12 protein-coding genes are annotated in these 17,986 nt (G+C 59.6%); 9 read left to right on the top strand and 3 right to left on the bottom strand.

Annotated elements, in window-relative coordinates:
• The gene (hemA, locus tag I5L03_RS05130) at positions 1 to 1,221 is read left to right on the top strand and encodes a 5-aminolevulinate synthase (RefSeq protein WP_197920595.1); all 1,221 of its coding nucleotides are present in this window, start codon (positions 1 to 3) and stop codon (positions 1,219 to 1,221) included.
• Positions 1,222 to 1,292: 71 nt separating this feature from the next.
• Here the strand turns inward: hemA and I5L03_RS05125 are convergent, their stop codons facing one another.
• Positions 1,293 to 1,805 (bottom strand): c-type cytochrome, encoded by a 513-nt coding sequence (locus tag I5L03_RS05125; protein ID WP_234035026.1) that lies wholly within the window; start codon positions 1,803 to 1,805, stop codon positions 1,293 to 1,295.
• Positions 1,806 to 2,029: 224 nt separating this feature from the next.
• Between I5L03_RS05125 and I5L03_RS05120 the strand changes: the two genes are divergently transcribed.
• The 5 genes from I5L03_RS05120 (at position 2,030) to I5L03_RS05100 (ending at position 10,218) form a co-directional block, all read left to right on the top strand.
• Complete coding sequence (locus tag I5L03_RS05120) at positions 2,030 to 3,892, top strand: DUF294 nucleotidyltransferase-like domain-containing protein (protein WP_197920594.1); 1,863 nt, start codon at positions 2,030 to 2,032, stop codon at positions 3,890 to 3,892.
• A gap of 46 nt (positions 3,893 to 3,938) precedes the next feature.
• Positions 3,939 to 4,562 carry an exonuclease domain-containing protein gene (locus I5L03_RS05115; protein ID WP_197920593.1) on the top strand — a complete coding sequence of 208 codons (624 nt, stop codon included), beginning with the start codon at positions 3,939 to 3,941 and terminating at the stop codon, positions 4,560 to 4,562.
• A 99-nt stretch (positions 4,563 to 4,661) separates the two neighbouring features.
• Positions 4,662 to 4,949, top strand: coding sequence for a DUF4212 domain-containing protein (locus tag I5L03_RS05110; RefSeq protein ID WP_197920592.1), 288 nt, complete (start codon positions 4,662 to 4,664; stop codon positions 4,947 to 4,949).
• 11 nt (positions 4,950 to 4,960) lie between these two features.
• Positions 4,961 to 6,739 (top strand): sodium:solute symporter family protein, encoded by a 1,779-nt coding sequence (locus I5L03_RS05105; protein WP_197920591.1) that lies wholly within the window; start codon positions 4,961 to 4,963, stop codon positions 6,737 to 6,739.
• A gap of 113 nt (positions 6,740 to 6,852) precedes the next feature.
• Positions 6,853 to 10,218: a hybrid sensor histidine kinase/response regulator gene (locus tag I5L03_RS05100; protein ID WP_197920590.1), complete on the top strand. Its 3,366-nt coding sequence runs from the start codon at positions 6,853 to 6,855 to the stop codon at positions 10,216 to 10,218.
• Here I5L03_RS05100 and I5L03_RS05095 read toward each other — a convergent pair.
• Positions 10,188 to 10,826 (bottom strand): response regulator transcription factor, encoded by a 639-nt coding sequence (locus I5L03_RS05095; RefSeq protein ID WP_197920589.1) that lies wholly within the window; start codon positions 10,824 to 10,826, stop codon positions 10,188 to 10,190. The two genes, I5L03_RS05100 and I5L03_RS05095, sit on opposite strands and share 31 nt — an antisense overlap.
• Positions 10,827 to 10,829: 3 nt before the next feature.
• Positions 10,830 to 12,755: an acetate--CoA ligase gene (gene acs / locus I5L03_RS05090; protein ID WP_197920588.1), complete on the bottom strand. Its 1,926-nt coding sequence runs from the start codon at positions 12,753 to 12,755 to the stop codon at positions 10,830 to 10,832.
• Between the two features lie 146 nt (positions 12,756 to 12,901).
• Between acs and I5L03_RS05085 the strand changes: the two genes are divergently transcribed.
• The 3 genes from I5L03_RS05085 (at position 12,902) to I5L03_RS05075 (ending at position 17,967) form a co-directional block, all read left to right on the top strand.
• On the top strand, positions 12,902 to 14,293 hold the full coding sequence (locus I5L03_RS05085) for a DcaP family trimeric outer membrane transporter (RefSeq protein WP_234035025.1): 1,392 nt from the start codon (positions 12,902 to 12,904) through the stop codon (positions 14,291 to 14,293).
• Between the two features lie 277 nt (positions 14,294 to 14,570).
• Positions 14,571 to 15,749 carry a DUF11 domain-containing protein gene (locus I5L03_RS05080; RefSeq protein ID WP_197920587.1) on the top strand — a complete coding sequence of 393 codons (1,179 nt, stop codon included), beginning with the start codon at positions 14,571 to 14,573 and terminating at the stop codon, positions 15,747 to 15,749.
• Position 15,750: 1 nt separating this feature from the next.
• Positions 15,751 to 17,967 (top strand): DUF11 domain-containing protein, encoded by a 2,217-nt coding sequence (locus I5L03_RS05075; protein ID WP_197920586.1) that lies wholly within the window; start codon positions 15,751 to 15,753, stop codon positions 17,965 to 17,967.
• The last annotated feature ends 19 nt before the right edge of the window (positions 17,968 to 17,986 follow it).

Raw genomic sequence — 17,986 nt, 5'->3', positions numbered from 1 at the left:
ATGGATTTTGACGGTTTCTTCGCCGAGCAATTGCAGACCGTTCGCGATGAAGGGCGTTACCGCGTCTTTACCGAGATTGAGCGCAAGCGCGGCGCATTCCCGCATGCCACGCGTTATGTGAATGATGGCACGCAGAACGTCACAGTCTGGTGCTCCAACGATTATCTCGGCATGGGCCAGCACCCTGTGGTGCTCGAAGCGATGCACAAGACGCTCGATCAGTGCGGAGCGGGCGCAGGCGGCACGCGCAATATCTCCGGCACCAATCACCAGCATGTGTTGCTGGAGCAGGAACTGGCCGATCTGCACGGTAAGGAAGCCGCTCTGCTTTTCACCAGCGGATATGTGTCCAACTGGGCAGGCCTTGGCACGCTCGCAAGCAAAATTCCGGGCTGCGTCGTCTTTTCCGATGCGCTGAATCATGCGAGCATGATCGAAGGTATTCGCCACAGCCGCGCCGAGTACAAGATCTGGAAGCATAACGATCCGGAGGATCTGGATCGGCACCTGTCCGCTTTCCCGGCAGGTGTGCCCAAGCTCGTCGCTTTCGAAAGTGTCTATTCGATGGATGGCGATATCGCCCCTATCGCCGAAATTCTCGACGTCTGCGAAAAGCACGGCGCGATGACCTATATCGACGAGGTCCACGCAGTCGGCCTCTATGGCGAGCGCGGCGGTGGCATTGCCGAACGAGAAGGTCTGATGGACCGCATTACTGTGATCGAGGGAACGCTGGGCAAGGCATTCGGCGTGATGGGCGGCTATATCGCCGCCAGTGCCGATCTGGTTGATTTCGTGCGCACTTTTGCCAGCGGATTTATCTTCAGCACCGCTCTTCCCCCTGCCGTTGCAGCGGGTGCCTGCGCGAGCATCAAGCATCTCAAGGTGAGCAGTAAAGAGCGCGAGCAGCAGCGAGACCGGGTTGCAACCGTGCGGCGCAAGCTCGACATGCTCGGCATTCCGCACCTGCCCAACCCCAGCCACATCATTCCGGTGATGGTGGGCGATGCGCATAAGTGCAAAATGATCAGTGACTGGCTGATGGATAATCACGGCATTTACGTGCAGCCGATTAACTATCCTACTGTGCCAGTGGGAACAGAGCGGCTACGTCTGACGCCGTCACCCGTCCATAATGACGGGGATATCGATCGGCTGATCAACGCGCTGAGCGATATTTGGTCTCAATGCGAACTGGCGCGTGGTTCGGTCGCCGCCTGATCGAAACACGACGCAAAAAGGGGCGCGAGCCGTGTTTGGTTCGCGCCCCTTTTTTGTCTTGTGACTGAAGCTTACTCGGTGCTTTCGAGATAAGCGATCACATCTGCGCGGTCCTGCGGATCGGAGAGACCTGCGAAAGTCATCGTCGTGCCCGGGATCACCCGCTGCGGATTTTCAAGATATTGAAACATCTTTTCAGGCGTCCACTCGATGCCGCTATTGGCATTGGCCGGGCTGTAGTTGAAGCCTTCGACCTGACCGGCTTCGTTGCCCACGATGCCGTGAAGCGAAGGACCGATGCGATTCACACCCGGTTCGACCACGTGGCAGGCGCCGCACTGTGCGAAAACCTGTTCGCCTGCAGACGCATCACCCGTGAAATTCGCCAGAGTGGTACCATCGACAGTTTCGGTATTGTCCGGAGCAGGCGCTGCATCGCCTGCATCAGCGGTATCTTCGGCAGGCGCTTCAGCTTCTGTGGTATCAGCTGGCTCTGCAGGCGCGGGTTCATCACCGCTGCCGCCACAAGCTGCCAGCAGCGCGGTACCGGCAAGCAATCCAAGATGACGCATATCGATTTTCATTCGGGTATCTCCCCTTCCTTATCCAACGGCAATCAGCCGCCTCTTCCCTGCCCCAACGGCTCACACTGGGATTGGTGCCCATAGAGTGAAAGCTTTTTTCCGACATTTGCAAGCGCGGCTTTCGGACGTGGTCAAAAAAAGCCGATGCGGACCGGCGCTATTCCCAAGATTCTTCCCACCAAAGTCTGAAAGCACGTGCGCGAAATGTCCGCTATGTAGTCACGATGGCGCAGGAGATTGCCGAGATTGCGCGGTTTCTCAGGAAATCGCCGCCATTCGATCTGCTCGGCAGCGATGAGCTGGCGCGCATTTCGCGGCGCATCACTGTGACGTATCACCGCGCAGGCGACGAATTACTTACCGCAGGCAAGACGAATGACCGCTTACTGATCGTGCGATCGGGCGCCGTAGAACTTCGGCTTGCGGGCGATGAGCTGACTGCGCGTCTGGGTGTTGGAAGTGCTTTTGCCTACCCTTCGATCCTGCGCGGCGGAGAGGTTCGCAACACTACTATCGCGCTGGAAGATACGCTGATCTATGCATTGCCCGGTGCGGAATTCCTGCGCCTGCGCGATGAAAATCCACGCTTCCGCGAGCATTTCACCGAAGACGAGTCCGATCGCATCCGCCATGCCCTGCGCCGACGAGAAGAGGAAAGGCAAGGCGGCTTCGACACCGTCCGTGTCGATACTCTTATGCGCCGTGCAAAGCCTGTCACCTGCGCGCCTACGGCCAGTATTCGCGATGCCGCGCAAATCATGCATCAGGCCGATGTGAGCACGCTTGCCGTCTGCGATGGAGCAGATTTGGTAGGCATTTTGAGCGATAAGGATTTGCGTAACCGGGTTGTCGCTCCCGGACTGCCCTTCGGTGAAACCGTGCTGACCGTAATGACGCCGGAACCCCGCACGCTCAACACGCATGACAGCGTGGCAGAGGCGATGGCGCTGATGGCATCGGGCGGGTTCCGTCATGTCCCGCTGTTGGACGAGAATGGGTCATTGGCAGGAATGATTTCATCCAGCGATATCCTCGCTCATCTCGGTCATAACGCTATCGATGCAGGGCTTGCGATTGCGCGGGCGGAAACGGCCGAGGCGCTGATCGCTGCCGCGCGCCGAATACCGGACAGTTTCGTGCGCATGGTCCGCCAAGGGCTTTCACCACGGCATGTCATGCGTTTCGTCTCGGCTTTGGGTGAAGCGACCCATCGCCGCGCCGCAGAACTTGCCGAGGCTGAACTTGGTGATCCGCCTGTTCCCTACGCGCTGGTTGTCTTCGGTTCGCTGGCGCGCGAGGAGCAGCTGGTCGGTTCCGATCAGGATAACGGCCTTGTAATTGCAGACGAATTGGAAGCTGAGGGTGAGGCATATTTCGCTGCGCTCGGCACGCGCCTTTCCGACCTGCTCGATGAATGCGGTTTCGTCTATTGCAAGGGCGGCATCATGGCCAAGAATGCGGAACAACGGTTGACCGCTACCGGATGGCGAAGGCGGTATGAGGACTGGATCGACAGGCCGGATGAAGACCGGATTTTGCGCGCGACTATCTTCTTCGACATGCGCTGCGTGCATGGGGAGGCGAAGCTCGTTGATGAATTGAGAGCCGATGTCATCTTGCTCGCGTCGCAGTCTTCAATCTTCGGCAGCTATCTCGCCCGCGACGCACAGCGCAGCAAAGTTCCACTCGGGATATTCCGCAACCTTGTGCTTGAAGACGCGGCAGACGGAAGCAAGGTGTTTGACGTAAAAGCACAGGCGATCATGCCGATCATCGACGTAGCGCGAACGCTCGCCCTCTCCAGCGGATCGGTCGCGGTGGGCACTGCGGAGAGGTTGCAGGCCATCGCCGGAGAGGGCCGTATGGCCTCGGGCGATGCACAAAGCCTGATCGATGCCATGACTTTGGTAAGCGAGTTGCGCATTCGGCATCAGGCGGAGCAGGTCGCGGCGGGTAACGCGCCCGACAATGCGATCGCGCCGTCCACCCTCTCACCGCTTGAACGGGATCATCTCAAGGATGCCTTCGGCGTGATCCGCGGAGCGCTGGATTCTTTGCGTCGCAATCTCGCCGGCGGCATTGCCTGACATGCTGCGGCAGTGGCGCTTCAAACGGGCTTTGCGAGCGTTGGAGATGAGCGACAATCCTGTGCTCTCAAGCTATGCCGCCGCTGTTTGGCCCGCACCTGACGCGCAGGTGAGCGACATGCGCTTCCTGGCGCTGGACCTCGAACTCGACGGGCTTCGCGACAACGCGCACCTGCTGCAGGCGGGTTGGCTTCCCTTCACATCCAGCGGCGTTTCCATGGATGGCGCCGTGTCCCGTGACATTCGCAGTGACGCTACGCTAGATGAGGAAGCGGTGACGATCCATGGAATTGGCGAACAGCGCGCCGCCGGCGGACAGCCGCTTGCAGATGTGCTGACGACTTTACTCGCCGCAGCGGGTGGTCGCATTGTCGTGGCGCACGGAGCGAGTATCGATACTGCCGCGCTTCAGAGTGCGACCCGCAAGCTGTGGGGAGCCAAAATTCCCATCCGGTCTGTCTGCACGCTGGCGCTGGAGCGGGAATTATCGCCAGACTTGGTCGGTGCCGAAGCCTATCGCCTCGGCCCGACTCGCAAACGCTACGGCCTGCCTGTATACGCGGCTCACGATGCGCTGAGCGATGCGCTGGCAGCAGCCGAATTGTTTCTCGCACAGCTCAGCAGAATGCCCGCAGACACGCGAATTTCACGGCTCGAGCGGCTGCGCTGAAGCTCTCATACTAAAGTCGCTCTCCCCTCGCCTCACCGGGACGCATAGCCTTCCGGGCAAGCTGCCGCCTTTGGCTGCTCGGAGAAAATGGAGGGGATAATGGCTAAAAACACACCACCCGATACTGGCGAGACAACGTCCGCCAATGAGTCCGCTTACTGGCGGGACAATATACGCCTGCTGGTTTCACTGATGAGCATCTGGTTCATCGTGTCTTTCGGAGCGGGCATTCTGTTCCGCGACTGGCTCGATCAGTTCATGCTCGGCGGATATCCGCTCGGCTTCTGGTTCGCGCAGCAGGGTTCGATCTACGTCTTCATGCTGCTCATTCTCTATTACGTCGTCAAAATGCGCTCGCTCGAGCGCAAATACGACCTTGACGATTGAGGGAGGAGATCATGGAAACACAAACCCTCATTTACATCTTCGTCGGCCTCAGCTTTGCGATGTATATCGGCATCGCCATCTGGAGCCGCGCAGGTTCGACCAAGGAATTCTATGTTGCCGGGGGCGGGGTGAATCCGGTCGTCAACGGCATGGCAACAGCGGCTGACTGGATGTCAGCGGCCAGCTTCATCTCGATGGCGGGCCTCATCGCGTTCCTCGGCTATGATGCGTCTGTCTACCTGATGGGCTGGACCGGCGGCTATGTGCTGCTCGCTCTGCTGCTCGCGCCATACTTGCGCAAATTCGGACAATTCACCGTGCCCGATTTCATCGGCACGCGGTATTATTCGAAGACTGCGCGCGTTGTCGCGGTCATATGCCTGATTTTCATCAGCTTCACCTATATCGCAGGCCAGATGCGCGGCGTGGGAATCGTGTTCTCACGCTTCCTCGATGTCTCGATCTTCTGGGGCGTTATCATCGGCATGGGCATCGTGTTCATCTACGCCGTGCTCGGCGGGATGAAGGGCATCACCTATACGCAGGTGGCGCAATATTGCGTGCTGATCTGCGCCTATATGGTTCCGGCCTTCTTCCTCAGCTTCATGATCACCGGCAACCCGATCCCGCAGATCGGGCTGGGATCCGAAGTGAACGACGGGTCCGGATTATACGTGCTGCAAAAGCTGGATCTGGTCTTACAGGACTTGGGCTTCGGCGCGTATACCGATGGCAGCAAGTCGATGATCGACGTGTTCTGCATCACACTCGCGTTGATGGTCGGCACGGCGGGCTTGCCCCACGTGATCGTGCGCTTCTTCACGGTGCCCAAGGCATCGGATGCGCGCAAATCGGCGGGCTGGGCGCTGCTGTTCATCGCCCTTCTCTACACCACGGCTCCGGCTGTCGGCGCGTTCGCCCGGATCAACTTCATCGAGACGGTCGACCAGACGAGCTATGAGAATGCTCCTGAATGGTTCACCAATTGGGAAGCCAATGATCTGATCGCCTGGCAGGACAAGAACGGTGACGGCGTCATGCAGTACCGCGCTGGCGATGCGTTTGAAGGCGCTCCGGTGTTCGACGAAGGCGCGACCGGCGATTTCGGCGAACGCGTAGTCACCAATGCGCCTGTTACCGACAGTGAGAACGAGGTTTATGTCGACCGCGACATCATGGTGCTCGCCAATCCGGAAATCGGCAATCTGCCGGGATGGGTGATCGCTCTGGTGGCAGCTGGCGGCCTTGCGGCTGCACTATCGACAGCGGCCGGCTTGTTGCTGGTGATCTCAAGCTCTGTCAGTCACGACCTGCTGAAATCCACCTTCCGGCCGAATATCTCGGAGAAAGGAGAGCTGCTCGCAGCGCGTATTGCGGCAACGGCGGCAATCCTGGTCGCAGGATACCTCGGCATTTATCCGCCAGGATGGGTGGCGCAGGTGGTCGCCTTCGCCTTCGGTCTGGCTGCGGCCAGCCTGTTCCCGGCGATCTTCATGGGCATCTTTACGAAGTTCATGAACCGGGAAGGCGCGATTGCCGGTATGGTCAGTGGCCTTGCCTTCACCTTCGGCTACATCTTCTACTTCAAGTTGATGAACCCGGCGGCGAATGTGGCCGAGAACTGGCTGTTCGGTATCTCGCCCGAAGGCATTGGCGTAGTCGGCATGCTGCTGCACTTCGCTGTCGCCATCGTGGTGGCCAAGATGACGGGCCGCACGCCAAGCGATGTGCGCAAGCTGGTGGACAGCATCCGCGTACCCCGCGGCGCGGGCGAAGCCCACGCACACTAAACCCGATTTAGGTTGAACCCGGAGAGGGGCGGCGCCGAGAGGTGTCGCCCCTTTCGCTTTGCAAATTTGTGACACCGCGCTAGCCTGAATCCTCAAGGGGAGAGGACGGCCGCATGCTCTTTGCGAGCGCCATCATCGCCAGCGCCCTCTATCTGGGGCTGCTGTTCTGGATCGCCGCGCGCCGCGATGCTGCGGATGATGCCGGACGGGCAAAATCATCGGGCTGGATCTACGGGCTGTCGCTGGCGGTCTACTGCACCAGCTGGACATTCTTCGGCGGCGTTGGGACAGCCGCGAATGCAGGTTGGCAATTCCTGCCCATCTATCTTGGCCCGATATTGGTCTTCGCGCTGGGGCACAGATTTATCGGGCGCGTGCTTGCCCGATCACAGGCGCAGCATTCCACCTCCATCGCCGACTTCCTGTCCGCGCGATATGGCAAAAGCGCGAGCGTTGCAGCGCTCGTCACCATTATCGCGACGCTCGGCTCTCTTCCTTACATGGCGCTGCAATTGCGATCTGTCGGCGCGTCGCTTTCTGCGCTCGATGAAAGCATGACTGCCAGCATCGAATTGGACGAAATCGTCTTCATGGTGGCATCCGCCATGGCCGTATTCGCCATTATCTTCGGATCGCGCAGAGCCGACCGGGCGGGCGATAATGCCGGGCTGGTGCTCACCATCGCGATCGAGGCCGTCGTCAAGCTGGTGGCGCTGATCGCGGTGGCTGTCGCTGCTGCGCTGTTGCTGGGCGCGGAGTTTCGCACGGTTGAGGCTGCACAGGTCTTTCGCGCTGAGCAGATCGATCTCCGCTTCGGCATTCTGACACTGCTGGCCGCCTGCGCCGCGCTGTGCCTGCCACGCCAGTTTCATATGATTTTTGTCGAAGCGCCCACGGACAAAATGACGCCGGCCATGCGCTGGGTCTTTCCCGCCTATCTGGCTCTTACAGCGATTGTTATCATCCCGATCGTGCTCGCCGGGACGGCCACCCTGCCAGCGGACGTGCCACGCGACATGATAGTGCTGGCGCTGCCTTTGGCGATGGGAAGCGATGCGCTGGCGCTGCTTGTTTTTATCGGCGGACTGTCTGCCTCTACCGGCATGATCGTGATCGCCAGCGTCGCGCTTTCTACGATGATTACAAACGATCTGCTGGCTCCGGTGCTGCTCCGCCAGCAATTGCGCGGCGGCGGTGATCGATCGCTGCTGGCCCGACGACTGCTGCTGGTGCGACGCCTTGTGATCGCAGGTCTGCTGGCGATGGCGTATCTCGTTTATCTCGGTTTCGGCCGCGGAGTTAGCCTTGCCGGAATGGGCATCCTAGCTTTTGTAGCCGCAGCGCAATTCACTCCCGGTCTCGTGTTGGGCATGGTCAGTCGGCACGGCAACAAGGCTGGTATGCTGGCGGGATTGGTCACAGGTTTCGCCTGTTGGCTAATCCTGCTGATCATTCCGGCGATGACGGGCGAAGCGCCTCTAATACAGATCCATCCGGACACGCTGGTCTCTGGAAGCTTATTGAGCCTCGGCGCGAATACGCTCGTCTATTGGCTCGCCTCCACTCTCGCCGCACCAACTCTTGTCGATGCGGCGCAGGCGGCAGCATTCGTTCCGAGCGGAGGACCGGGACAGAACGTCAACTTCGTCACCCGCAAGCGCGTTGCCGACATTCGCCTCCTGCTTTCCCAGATCGTAGGTAGCGAACGCGCCAACGCCGCCATCGCCGCGCTGCCCACGCCTTACCGGGACGGCGATCCGGCCGACGATCTGGTGATGGCCATGGCAGAGCGCACCATTGCCGGGGTTGTGGGATCATCATCGTCCCGCATGCTGGTTTCGTCCTGGTCTGGCGGAGAGCCCGTCCCGCTCGCCGATGTCGTGGCCATGATGGACGAAGCCAGCCGCAAGCTCACTTTCAACGCCGATCTGCTGCAGCTCGCCATCGAGAACATCGAACAGGGTGTGGCCGTGGTGGATGCGGACATGAACCTGGTCGCCTGGAACAACCGATATCGCAGCATGTTTGGAATGCCTCCAGAAGCTGCCACCGTGGGCACGCCTATCGCCCAACTGATCGCCTGGAACCTGCGGCGCGGCGATGTGCCCGAAGAATTAATTGCAGAGGAAGTCGAAAAACGGCTCGAACATATGCGTGCCGGTCGCCAGCACCGGATAGAGCGCGAACAGGCCGATGGCACGATCATGCGGATCGTCGGCAATCCGGCTCCCGGCGGCGGCTATGTCACCTCCTACACCGATGTGACGGCGGACCGCCGTGCCGAACAGGCGCTGGAAGAAAAGGTTGCCGAGCGCACAGCGCAGCTGAGCGATGCCAATGCGGCGCTGGAAAAAGCGACGCGTTCGAAGACGCGATTCCTGGCTGCTGCCAGCCACGACCTCATCCAGCCGCTGAACGCCGCACGGCTTTTCACCTCTGCGCTGGGTGAGGAACTGGGAGCGGACAATCCTTCGCACAAACTCGTGCGCGACCTTGATGGTTCGATTGCGTCTGCCGACCGGCTTATTCGCGCGCTCCTCGACATCTCCAAGCTGGACGGTGGCGGAATCGAACCGCAATTTGCGTCTATCCCGCTCGATGATGTGCTCACCGAAATCGCGCGCGAATTCACCGTACAGGCGGAAGCCAAAGGCATTACGCTGCGCCACGTAAAAACGCGCGCTTGGGTGCAGACCGATCGCGCACTGCTCGCCAGCGTCCTTCGCAATTTCGTCAGCAATGCCGTGCGTTACACGCAGAGCGGGGGAGTATTGATTGGGGTACGACGGCGCGCGGAAGGCATCGCGCTGTGCGTTTACGATACCGGACGCGGAATTGCCGAAGATGACATCGGACGCGTTTTCGGTGAATTCCAGCGTGCGGAGGCCAGCGACCGCGAAGGGCTGGGCCTCGGCCTCGCCATCGTCCGGCGGATTACCGATCTCCTTGGCCTGCATGTCGAGACCAAATCGCAAAAGGGCCGCGGCAGTTGCTTTGCCCTCTATATGCCGGTGGAGTATTGGGCCGCGGCGCCGCGCAAAATCACTGGCCGTAAGAAAGGCGCCAATCTCGATGGTGCGAATGTTTTGGTGATCGACAATGAGGAAGGCGCGCGGCAGGCGGCGCGCGCGCTGCTGGAGCGCTGGCAGCTTGAAGTGTGCGATGCCGCGGACTTCATTACCGCCCTGGAGTGCTCATTTGACGCTCCTGACCTCATCCTGCTGGATTACCAGCTCGATGACGATGTGCTGGGGACTGAGGTCTATGAACAGCTGTGTGTAGCTTGGGGTGAGCGACCCGCAGTCATCCTGCACACGGCCGAGGCCAGCGATGAAACCGTAGCGGCTGCCAAGGCAATTGGCGCGCACCGGCTGCTCAAACCCGCCGCGCCCGCAGCTCTTCGCTCGCTCATCGCCAGCGCGCTAGCCGCTCGGTCAGCGGACGAGGATCAGGACGTCGTGGAGTCCGCCGCGGGCTGATCGACGTCGAGTTTCGCGGCCAGCATCGCCGCCTGCGTCCGGCTGATCACATTCAGCTTGCGGAAAATGGCAGTGATGTGCGCTTTCACCGTCGCCTCGCTGATCGATAGCTCATAAGCGATCTGCTTGTTGAGCAAGCCTGCTCGCATGTGTTCCAGGATGCGGCGCTGCGCTGGTGTCAACGAGCTGATCCGCGCCAGATCATCGTCTTCGACTTCATCGCCTGTATCGGGAAACCAATTGTCGCCTTCGCGCACCGCCTGAAGTGCTTCGCGCAGGACCGGTAGGCTGGCGGATTTCGGTATGAATGCCGCCGCGCCTAGCTGCGCTGCTGCGCTATAGACGCGAGGCTCTTCACTGGCCGACACTATCACCACCGGGACGGCGGGATAATCCTGCCGCACGTCCATGAGGACGCTGAGCCCATTGGAGTCTTCCATATGCAGGTCGAGCAGCAGGCATTCGGCGGGTTCAGCCAGTGCCGCACGCGCTTCGCCAGCGCTGGAGGCTTCGATTACCGTGGCATCGGGCCAAACGCTCGCGACCGCATGGCCGAGCGCTGCACGAAACAGCGGATGGTCGTCTGCGATGATGATCCGCTCTGTCATTGCTCAGCGGTTCTGCCGCCCTTCTATCAGCCTGTCCACCAATGACGGATCGGCCAGCGTCGATGTGTCTCCAAGCGAGCCGTAATCATTCTCCGCGATCTTGCGCAGAATGCGCCGCATGATCTTGCCCGAACGCGTCTTCGGCAGGCCGTCGGTAAAGTGCAGATGATCGGGCGTTGCGATCGGTCCGATTTCCTTGCGAACATGCGCGCGCAGCTCAGCGTAAAGCTCGTCCGTTTCGTCCACGCCCTCCATCGTGGTGACATAGCAATAAATGCCCTGCCCCTTGATATCGTGCGGATATCCCACGACTGCCGCCTCTGCGACGGCGGGATGCAGCACAAGCGCGCTCTCAACTTCGGCCGTCCCCATTCGATGGCCGGACACATTGATCACATCGTCAACGCGGCCTGTGATCCAATAGAACCCGTCTCCGTCCAGACGGCAGCCGTCCCCGGTGAAATACTTGCCTTTGAATGTGCTGAAATAGGCCTCAATGAAGCGATCATGGTCGCCGTAAACAGTGCGCGCCTGCCCGGGCCAGCTTGCGGTGACGCACAGATTACCCTCATTCGCGCCTTCCAGAACGTTGCCGTCGTTGTCGACCAATTGCAGCTGCACGCCAAAGAAGGGCTTGCCGGCGCTGCCCGGCTTCATGTCGCTGGCATAGGGAAGCGTTGTGATCATGTGGCCGCCCGTCTCGGTCTGCCACCAAGTATCGACGATGGGGCAGCGGCTTTCCCCAACCACCTCGTAATACCAGCGCCATGCTTCAGGATTGATCGGCTCTCCTACTGTGCCGAGAATGCGCAGGCTCGAGCGATCATGCTTTGTCACATGATCATCGCCTTCACGCATCAGCGCGCGGATCGCCGTTGGCGCGGTGTAGAAGATGTTGACCTGGTGCTTGGCGATAACTTCCCAGAAGCGGCCGTGATCGGGATAGTTCGGGACGCCTTCAAAAATCACACTGGTGCCACCATTGATGAGCGGGCCATAGGTCACATAGCTATGCCCGGTCACCCAGCCGATATCGGCGCTGCACCAGAAGACTTCACCCGGCTGGTAGTCGAACGTGAAATGGAAAGTGGTCGCCACCCATACCGCATAGCCGCCGGTGGTATGCAAAACCCCCTTCGGCTTTCCGGTTGAGCCACTGGTGTAGAGGATGAACAGCGGGTCTTCCGCGTTCATTTCCGCGCAGGGGCACTCATCATCGCTGGCGACATCGGCATACCAGTGATCGCGGCCTTCCTTCATCTCGATCGCGCCGCCTGTATGCTTGATGACAAGCACGCTTGAGACATCGACACCGTCAAACTCCAGCGCGGCATCGACATTGGCCTTCAGCGGCACGCGCTTGGTGCCTCGGAGGCCTTCGTCTGCGGTCACGACGAAGCGGCTTTCACAAGCCTCGATCCGGCCCGCGAGCGCTTCCGGAGAGAAACCGCCAAACACCACCGAGTGGATCGCCCCCAGCCGCGCGCAGGCGAGCATTGCGACTGCGCCCTCCACGATCATCGGCATATAGAGCGTGACCCGGTCCCCCTTCGAGACCCCAATTGCTTTCAGAGCATTCGCCATCCGCACGACTTCTGTGTGCAGCTCCCGATAGGTCAGGCTTCGGCCCGGGGTTGCAGGATCGTCCGGCTCAAAAATGAAGGCGGTCTGGTCGCCGCGCGTCTCAAAGTGGCGGTCAACTGCATTGTGGCAAAGGTTGAGCGAGCCATCGGCATACCAGGTGATTTCGGCAGGATCGAAAGACCACTCGCCTGCCTTGGTTGGCTTGGTCATCCAGTCCAGCCGCTCTGCCTGCTCAAGCCAGAAACCATCCGGGTCGTCGATAGAGCGCTGATAATGCGCGTCATATTCTGCCGGAGTGCAATTGGCGCTAGCCGGGGGCGATGGATGCTGAACGATAGTGCTCATTTTGGAGACCTCCCATTTTTGCGCGAGCCTAAAGCATCGCAGGCGAGCGGCTGACTCAGACATAGGTCGTAATACGTTAGGCTAATTGTGCCCATCCCATGATCGGAGCGACAACCCGTTCCAATAAAAGAGATTGGGAGGGTATCATGCAGACATTCAATTTTCGCAAAGGTTTTTGCGCTGCTCTGGTCGGCGCATCATGCCTCATGCCGGCGACCGCGTTGGCGCAGGAAGCCAGCATTGAAGACCGGCTGGACCGGTTGGAGGCTTTGGTGTCAGGACTTGTCGAGCGGCTCGATGCGCAGCAGGATATTGACGCGCAGCAACAGGCGGACATTGCCGCGACTGCCGATCTGGTAATGGCAGAAACCACCCAGATGCGCGGCGAACAGGCAGATCTTGCCGCGCAGGTCGAAACGGTTAGCGAAGAGCAGGACCGCGATGGCTTTGGCATCGGCAATACCCGGTTCACGCTCGGCGGCTACGTCAAGCTCGATGCACTCTCGCTGCGCACCAGTGGCGGACAGCTGCCCGATGGCTCGATCACGCGAGACTTCCTGATCCCTGGCGCGATTCCGGTCGGCGGTGAGGCATCAGGGTGGGACACCGACTTCTCTGCGCGCCAGACGCGCGTGACCTTCGGCACCTCAACCGACGTGGGCACAGGCACCCCGCTGCGCTCCCATATCGAAATCGACTTCATGGTCACCCCTGGCGGGGACGAGCGGATTTCAAACAGTTACGAACCGCGCCTGCGGCAGGCATACCTAACTTATGGCGATTGGCTGCTTGGCCAGACATGGTCGACGTTCCAGAACGTTGGCGCGCTCCCTGAATCGATGGACTTTATCGGCACGACGCCGGGCACTGTCTTCGATCGCCAGCCCATGGTTCGGTATACCAATGGCGGCTTGCAGGTTGCCGTCGAGCAACCCGAAACGGTTGTAACGACGCCAACTGGCGGCAGATTGCTTGCCGGCGACGACACCATGCCGGATGTGGTGGTCCGCTATAATTATGCCGGTGATGGCGTTTCGCTAACGGCCGCAGGCATCGTCCGCAGTCTGAATATTGCCGATGACGATTTTGGCATGGGTGACGATTCTGCGCTTGGCTACGGGCTGAGCCTTTCAGGTCGTATCGGCATTGGTGAGCGGGATGATTTCCGCTTTATGGGCACCGTCGGCGATGGCCTTGGCCGCTATATCGGCCTCAATATCGTGAACGATGCTGCGCTTGATCTCGACGGCAATCTTGATCCGATTTTCACCTATTCGGGCTTTGCAGCTTTCCGCCATTTCTGGGATGACAATCTGCGCTCAACGATCGCCGGTTCGTACTTCCGGGCTGACAACCCGGTGATGCTGACAGGCAACCAAGTGACCGACGAAAGCTGGAACGCCTTCGTCAACCTCGTCTACTCGCCGGTCTCGCGCCTCGATGTCGGGATCGAGTATATGTATGCCGAGCGACAGCTCGAAGATGGCCGCTCCGGCAATTTGCAAAAGATCCAGCTTTCAACCCGCTACGCGTTCTGATCTCTCCGAACGCTGAGCGTACTTCAAAGGGCCCTGAACCTGAGCGGTTCGGGCCCTTTTTTGCGTCTTGAATACATATCGCTTCGATCCAAGGCGCACTGACAACCTTTCAGTAAGGTGCATTAAATTTCGTGCGCTCGTTACTGTTTATTAACCAATAACCTTCATTCCCGGCCTAGGAACTTTACGTAGATGCGATGAAGCTCATGGTTAACGCCTTAGCTCGGCTGCACCTGCGCGGAGATCCTGAACTTGGACTCAATGCAGGTGATGACAAATGGCTTTTGCCAAGGTCGGAGATGATAGGCAGCAGACGGGGGTTTTTGCCACAGCGCGTTACCTCGCAGTGCTGCTGTGCGTCCTCGCGCTTTCATTTCTTGCAGTCCCCGCATCGGCGCAGGTTATCGAAACCAATAATATTCTGACGAAGCACCGCGCGCAGAACCTTACCAATGGTGGCGGTGCGAACGAAGATACGATCAATTTCACGTTCGATCCGGGCCCCGGGAATGAGCGCGCCGTAGTGGTCATCGTCTATCATGAATACTTCCTCAACACAGTCGTCGAGCTGAACGAAATTGCCCTGAACGGCCGGACAGGCCGCATTATCGGGCGCGCGACAAACTCCGTCACCACGCTTTCCAAAGCCAACAAGATGACGGTCGCCGTTTTTCAAGAAAGCGATCTTCCTGCAACCGGCAGTGTCACGATCCAACTTCGCTATGGCTCCAACGGCTTTAGCAGCAGCAACGCCAACGGCATGGGTGCTGCGGTGTCATTCACCAGTTTCCGTAATGTCGACCAAGGGGGGATCCCCACAAGCGCCAGTTTCAACACCGGTTGTATCGGATCCGGCACTCCTCCCGGCGGAACGGCTGGCGGCAACCTTCAATTGCCAACCGTCACAGCGCCTTCTGGATCATCGGTTATCGCCGGTATCGGCGTGGGTACCAATGACGCGACGCCCTTCACATATCCGACCAATCCGTTCCTCATAGCAACCGATGACGATATCACGACGGGTCCCGGCTTCGCCTTCGGACGAATCCTGTATTTCAACAACACCCGCAGCGATGCGACATTGGGTGACAGGGTCGGGATTTCCTCAGGCTGCAATCACCGTCCGATCACGACGGAACTGGTCCTGACATCCGCGACTGAGGCAGACCTTTCAGTCGCGAAAACGAACGGCACTTCCGAAGTCTTCTCCGGTTCGACGACTACCTACACCATTACGGTGTCCCACAATGGCGGCGACGACATCGAAGGCGCCATCGTTACCGACGCCCCCAACGCGCAGCTTTCCTGCGATCCAAACGATCTCGTTTCGATTGCGGGAGACGGTGTGCCCCCAGGGACCTTCACAATCGGAAATTTAACCGGGTCGGGAATTGCTCTCGGCACGCTCTCGACCGGTCAATCGACCACTCTCACTTACTCTTGCCAGGTGAATTAAAATGATGACTCAAACACAGGACTTTCGCGTAGCCCCGCATATTGCCGCCATCCCGCGCCTGCCAATGGGCCGGATGCTGACAAGTGCGATTCCCTTCATTGCCGTTGCTATCCCGGGCGCTGCCTATGCGCAGGACGTGGAGAACACCGCGACGGTGGCCGCGCCCCCGGGTGCCACGGACACGGACACGAGCAATAATAGCGCGACCGACACTGACACGCTGCTTGCGGTTGTCGTTGCGGAGAACGATGATTTCACCGGCACGCCGATCCTTTCGACAGGCGGTGCGACTTCGACAGTCTTTGTCAATGACACACTGAACGGCGCTGCGTTTGCAGATTCGGCCGTAGACGTGACTATCGTCGATGATGACGGTCTGACCGGCGTCACTATCGGGACCGATGGCACAATCACGATTCCAGCAGGCACACCCCCCGGAACATACAATGTCGAATATGAGCTTTGCGAAGCCGGCACAACGAACTGCGACACGGCCATTGCGACCATCCTGGTCGGCGGCGTGGCAGACTTGCAGACGATTAAGGTTCTCGGCTCCGGCACGACAGAACCCGCGGTTGGCGATACCGTTACCTTCTCCATCACCGTCACCAATAATGGCGGCGATACGGCAACCAATGTCACGCTGACAGATGCCCTGCCCGCTGGCCTCACTGCGACCGCGAACAATGGCGGCGTTGCAGGCACCGGCAGTTCGACGGGCGGATCCTACAATGCCACCAACGGTGTATGGACCATCGGCACGCTGCTTGACGGCGAAACCGCTACGCTGACGCTTGAAGGTACGGTGGATGCCGGCCAAGAAGGCAACACAATCACCAACGTAACCACTGCGGCCACCGGCGATCAAAACGATCCCGAAGCAGGCGGCGACGATCTGGATGAAAGCGTCACCGTCATCAACACGATCATCGCGAATAACGATGATTTCTCGGGCACGCCTATCCTGTCGACCGGCGGCGATACTGCAAGCGTCTTCAGCGACGATACGCTGAATGGCGCAGCCTTTGCTGATACTGCGGTGATCCCGACTATCATCGATGAAGATGGCCTGACGGGTATCACCATCAATGCGGACGGTACGCTGAGCGTGCCTGCCAGCTCGACACCGGGCACCTATGATGTGGTCTACCAGATCTGCGAAGCGGCAGACACGGACAATTGCGATACGGCCATTGCCACTATTGTGGTTGGCGGTGTTGCAAACCTGCAGACCGTCAAAGTCCTCGCATCGGGCACTGCAGAGCCGGGTGTAGGCGATACGGTGACTTTCGAAATCACCGTCACAAACAATGGCGGCGATACCGCGACCAATGTCTCGCTCACCGACGTACTGCCTGCTGGCCTCACCGCGACTGCCAATAATGGCGGCATCACCGCCACGGGTAGTGCATCGGGTGGCACCTATGCAGCGGGAACCGGTGTCTGGTCTGTCGGCACGCTTCTCAACGGCGAAAGCGCGACGCTGACGCTTGAGGGTACTGTCAATGTGGGCCAGGAGGGCAATACGATCACCAACGTCACCACGGCGGCGGCTGGCGATCAAAGCGATCCGAGCACCGTCGGCGATGACCTCACCGAAGCGGTCACTGTCATCAACAGCATCATTGCGAACAACAATGACTTCTCCGGCACGTCCATCCCCTCGACCGGCGGCAGCACGGCGAGCGTCTTCCCCAACGACACGCTGAATGGCGCTACGTTCGCGGACACTGCAGTGATCCCGACCATCGTGAACGATGACGGGCTGACGGGTGTTACGATAAATGCCGACGGCACGCTCACTGTGCCTTCCGGCGCGACCCCTGGTACCTACAGTGTCGAGTATCAGATCTGTGAAACTGCCGACCCTGACAATTGCGATACCGCAATTGCCACCGTCGTAGTGGGCGCAGTGGTCAACCTCTCGATCGCGAAGACCAACAACGTCACCGAAGTCCGCTCGGGCGATACCGTCACCTACGTCCTGACCGTGGCCAATGCGGGTCCGGATGCAGCGGTTGGCGCACTTGTCACGGATACTCCGGGACCAGGCCTCAGCTGCCCTGCAAACGGTACGATCACATTCGGCGGCACGGCTCCGGCAGGTGCACCGGCTGGAACGCCAGAAGTTGGCGATCTGCAGGGTGCGGGCATCACGCTGGGCACCATCGGTGCGAACCAGAATGTGACCATCACCTACAGCTGCTCGGTCAACTAAGGCCAAGTGCGAGGAACAG

This window comes from Aurantiacibacter sediminis (assembly GCF_016019885.1).
Taxonomy (GTDB): domain Bacteria; phylum Pseudomonadota; class Alphaproteobacteria; order Sphingomonadales; family Sphingomonadaceae; genus Alteraurantiacibacter; species Alteraurantiacibacter sediminis.
Note: the sequence above shows the minus strand (reverse complement) of the source record. Positions and strands in the feature narration are given on the sequence as shown.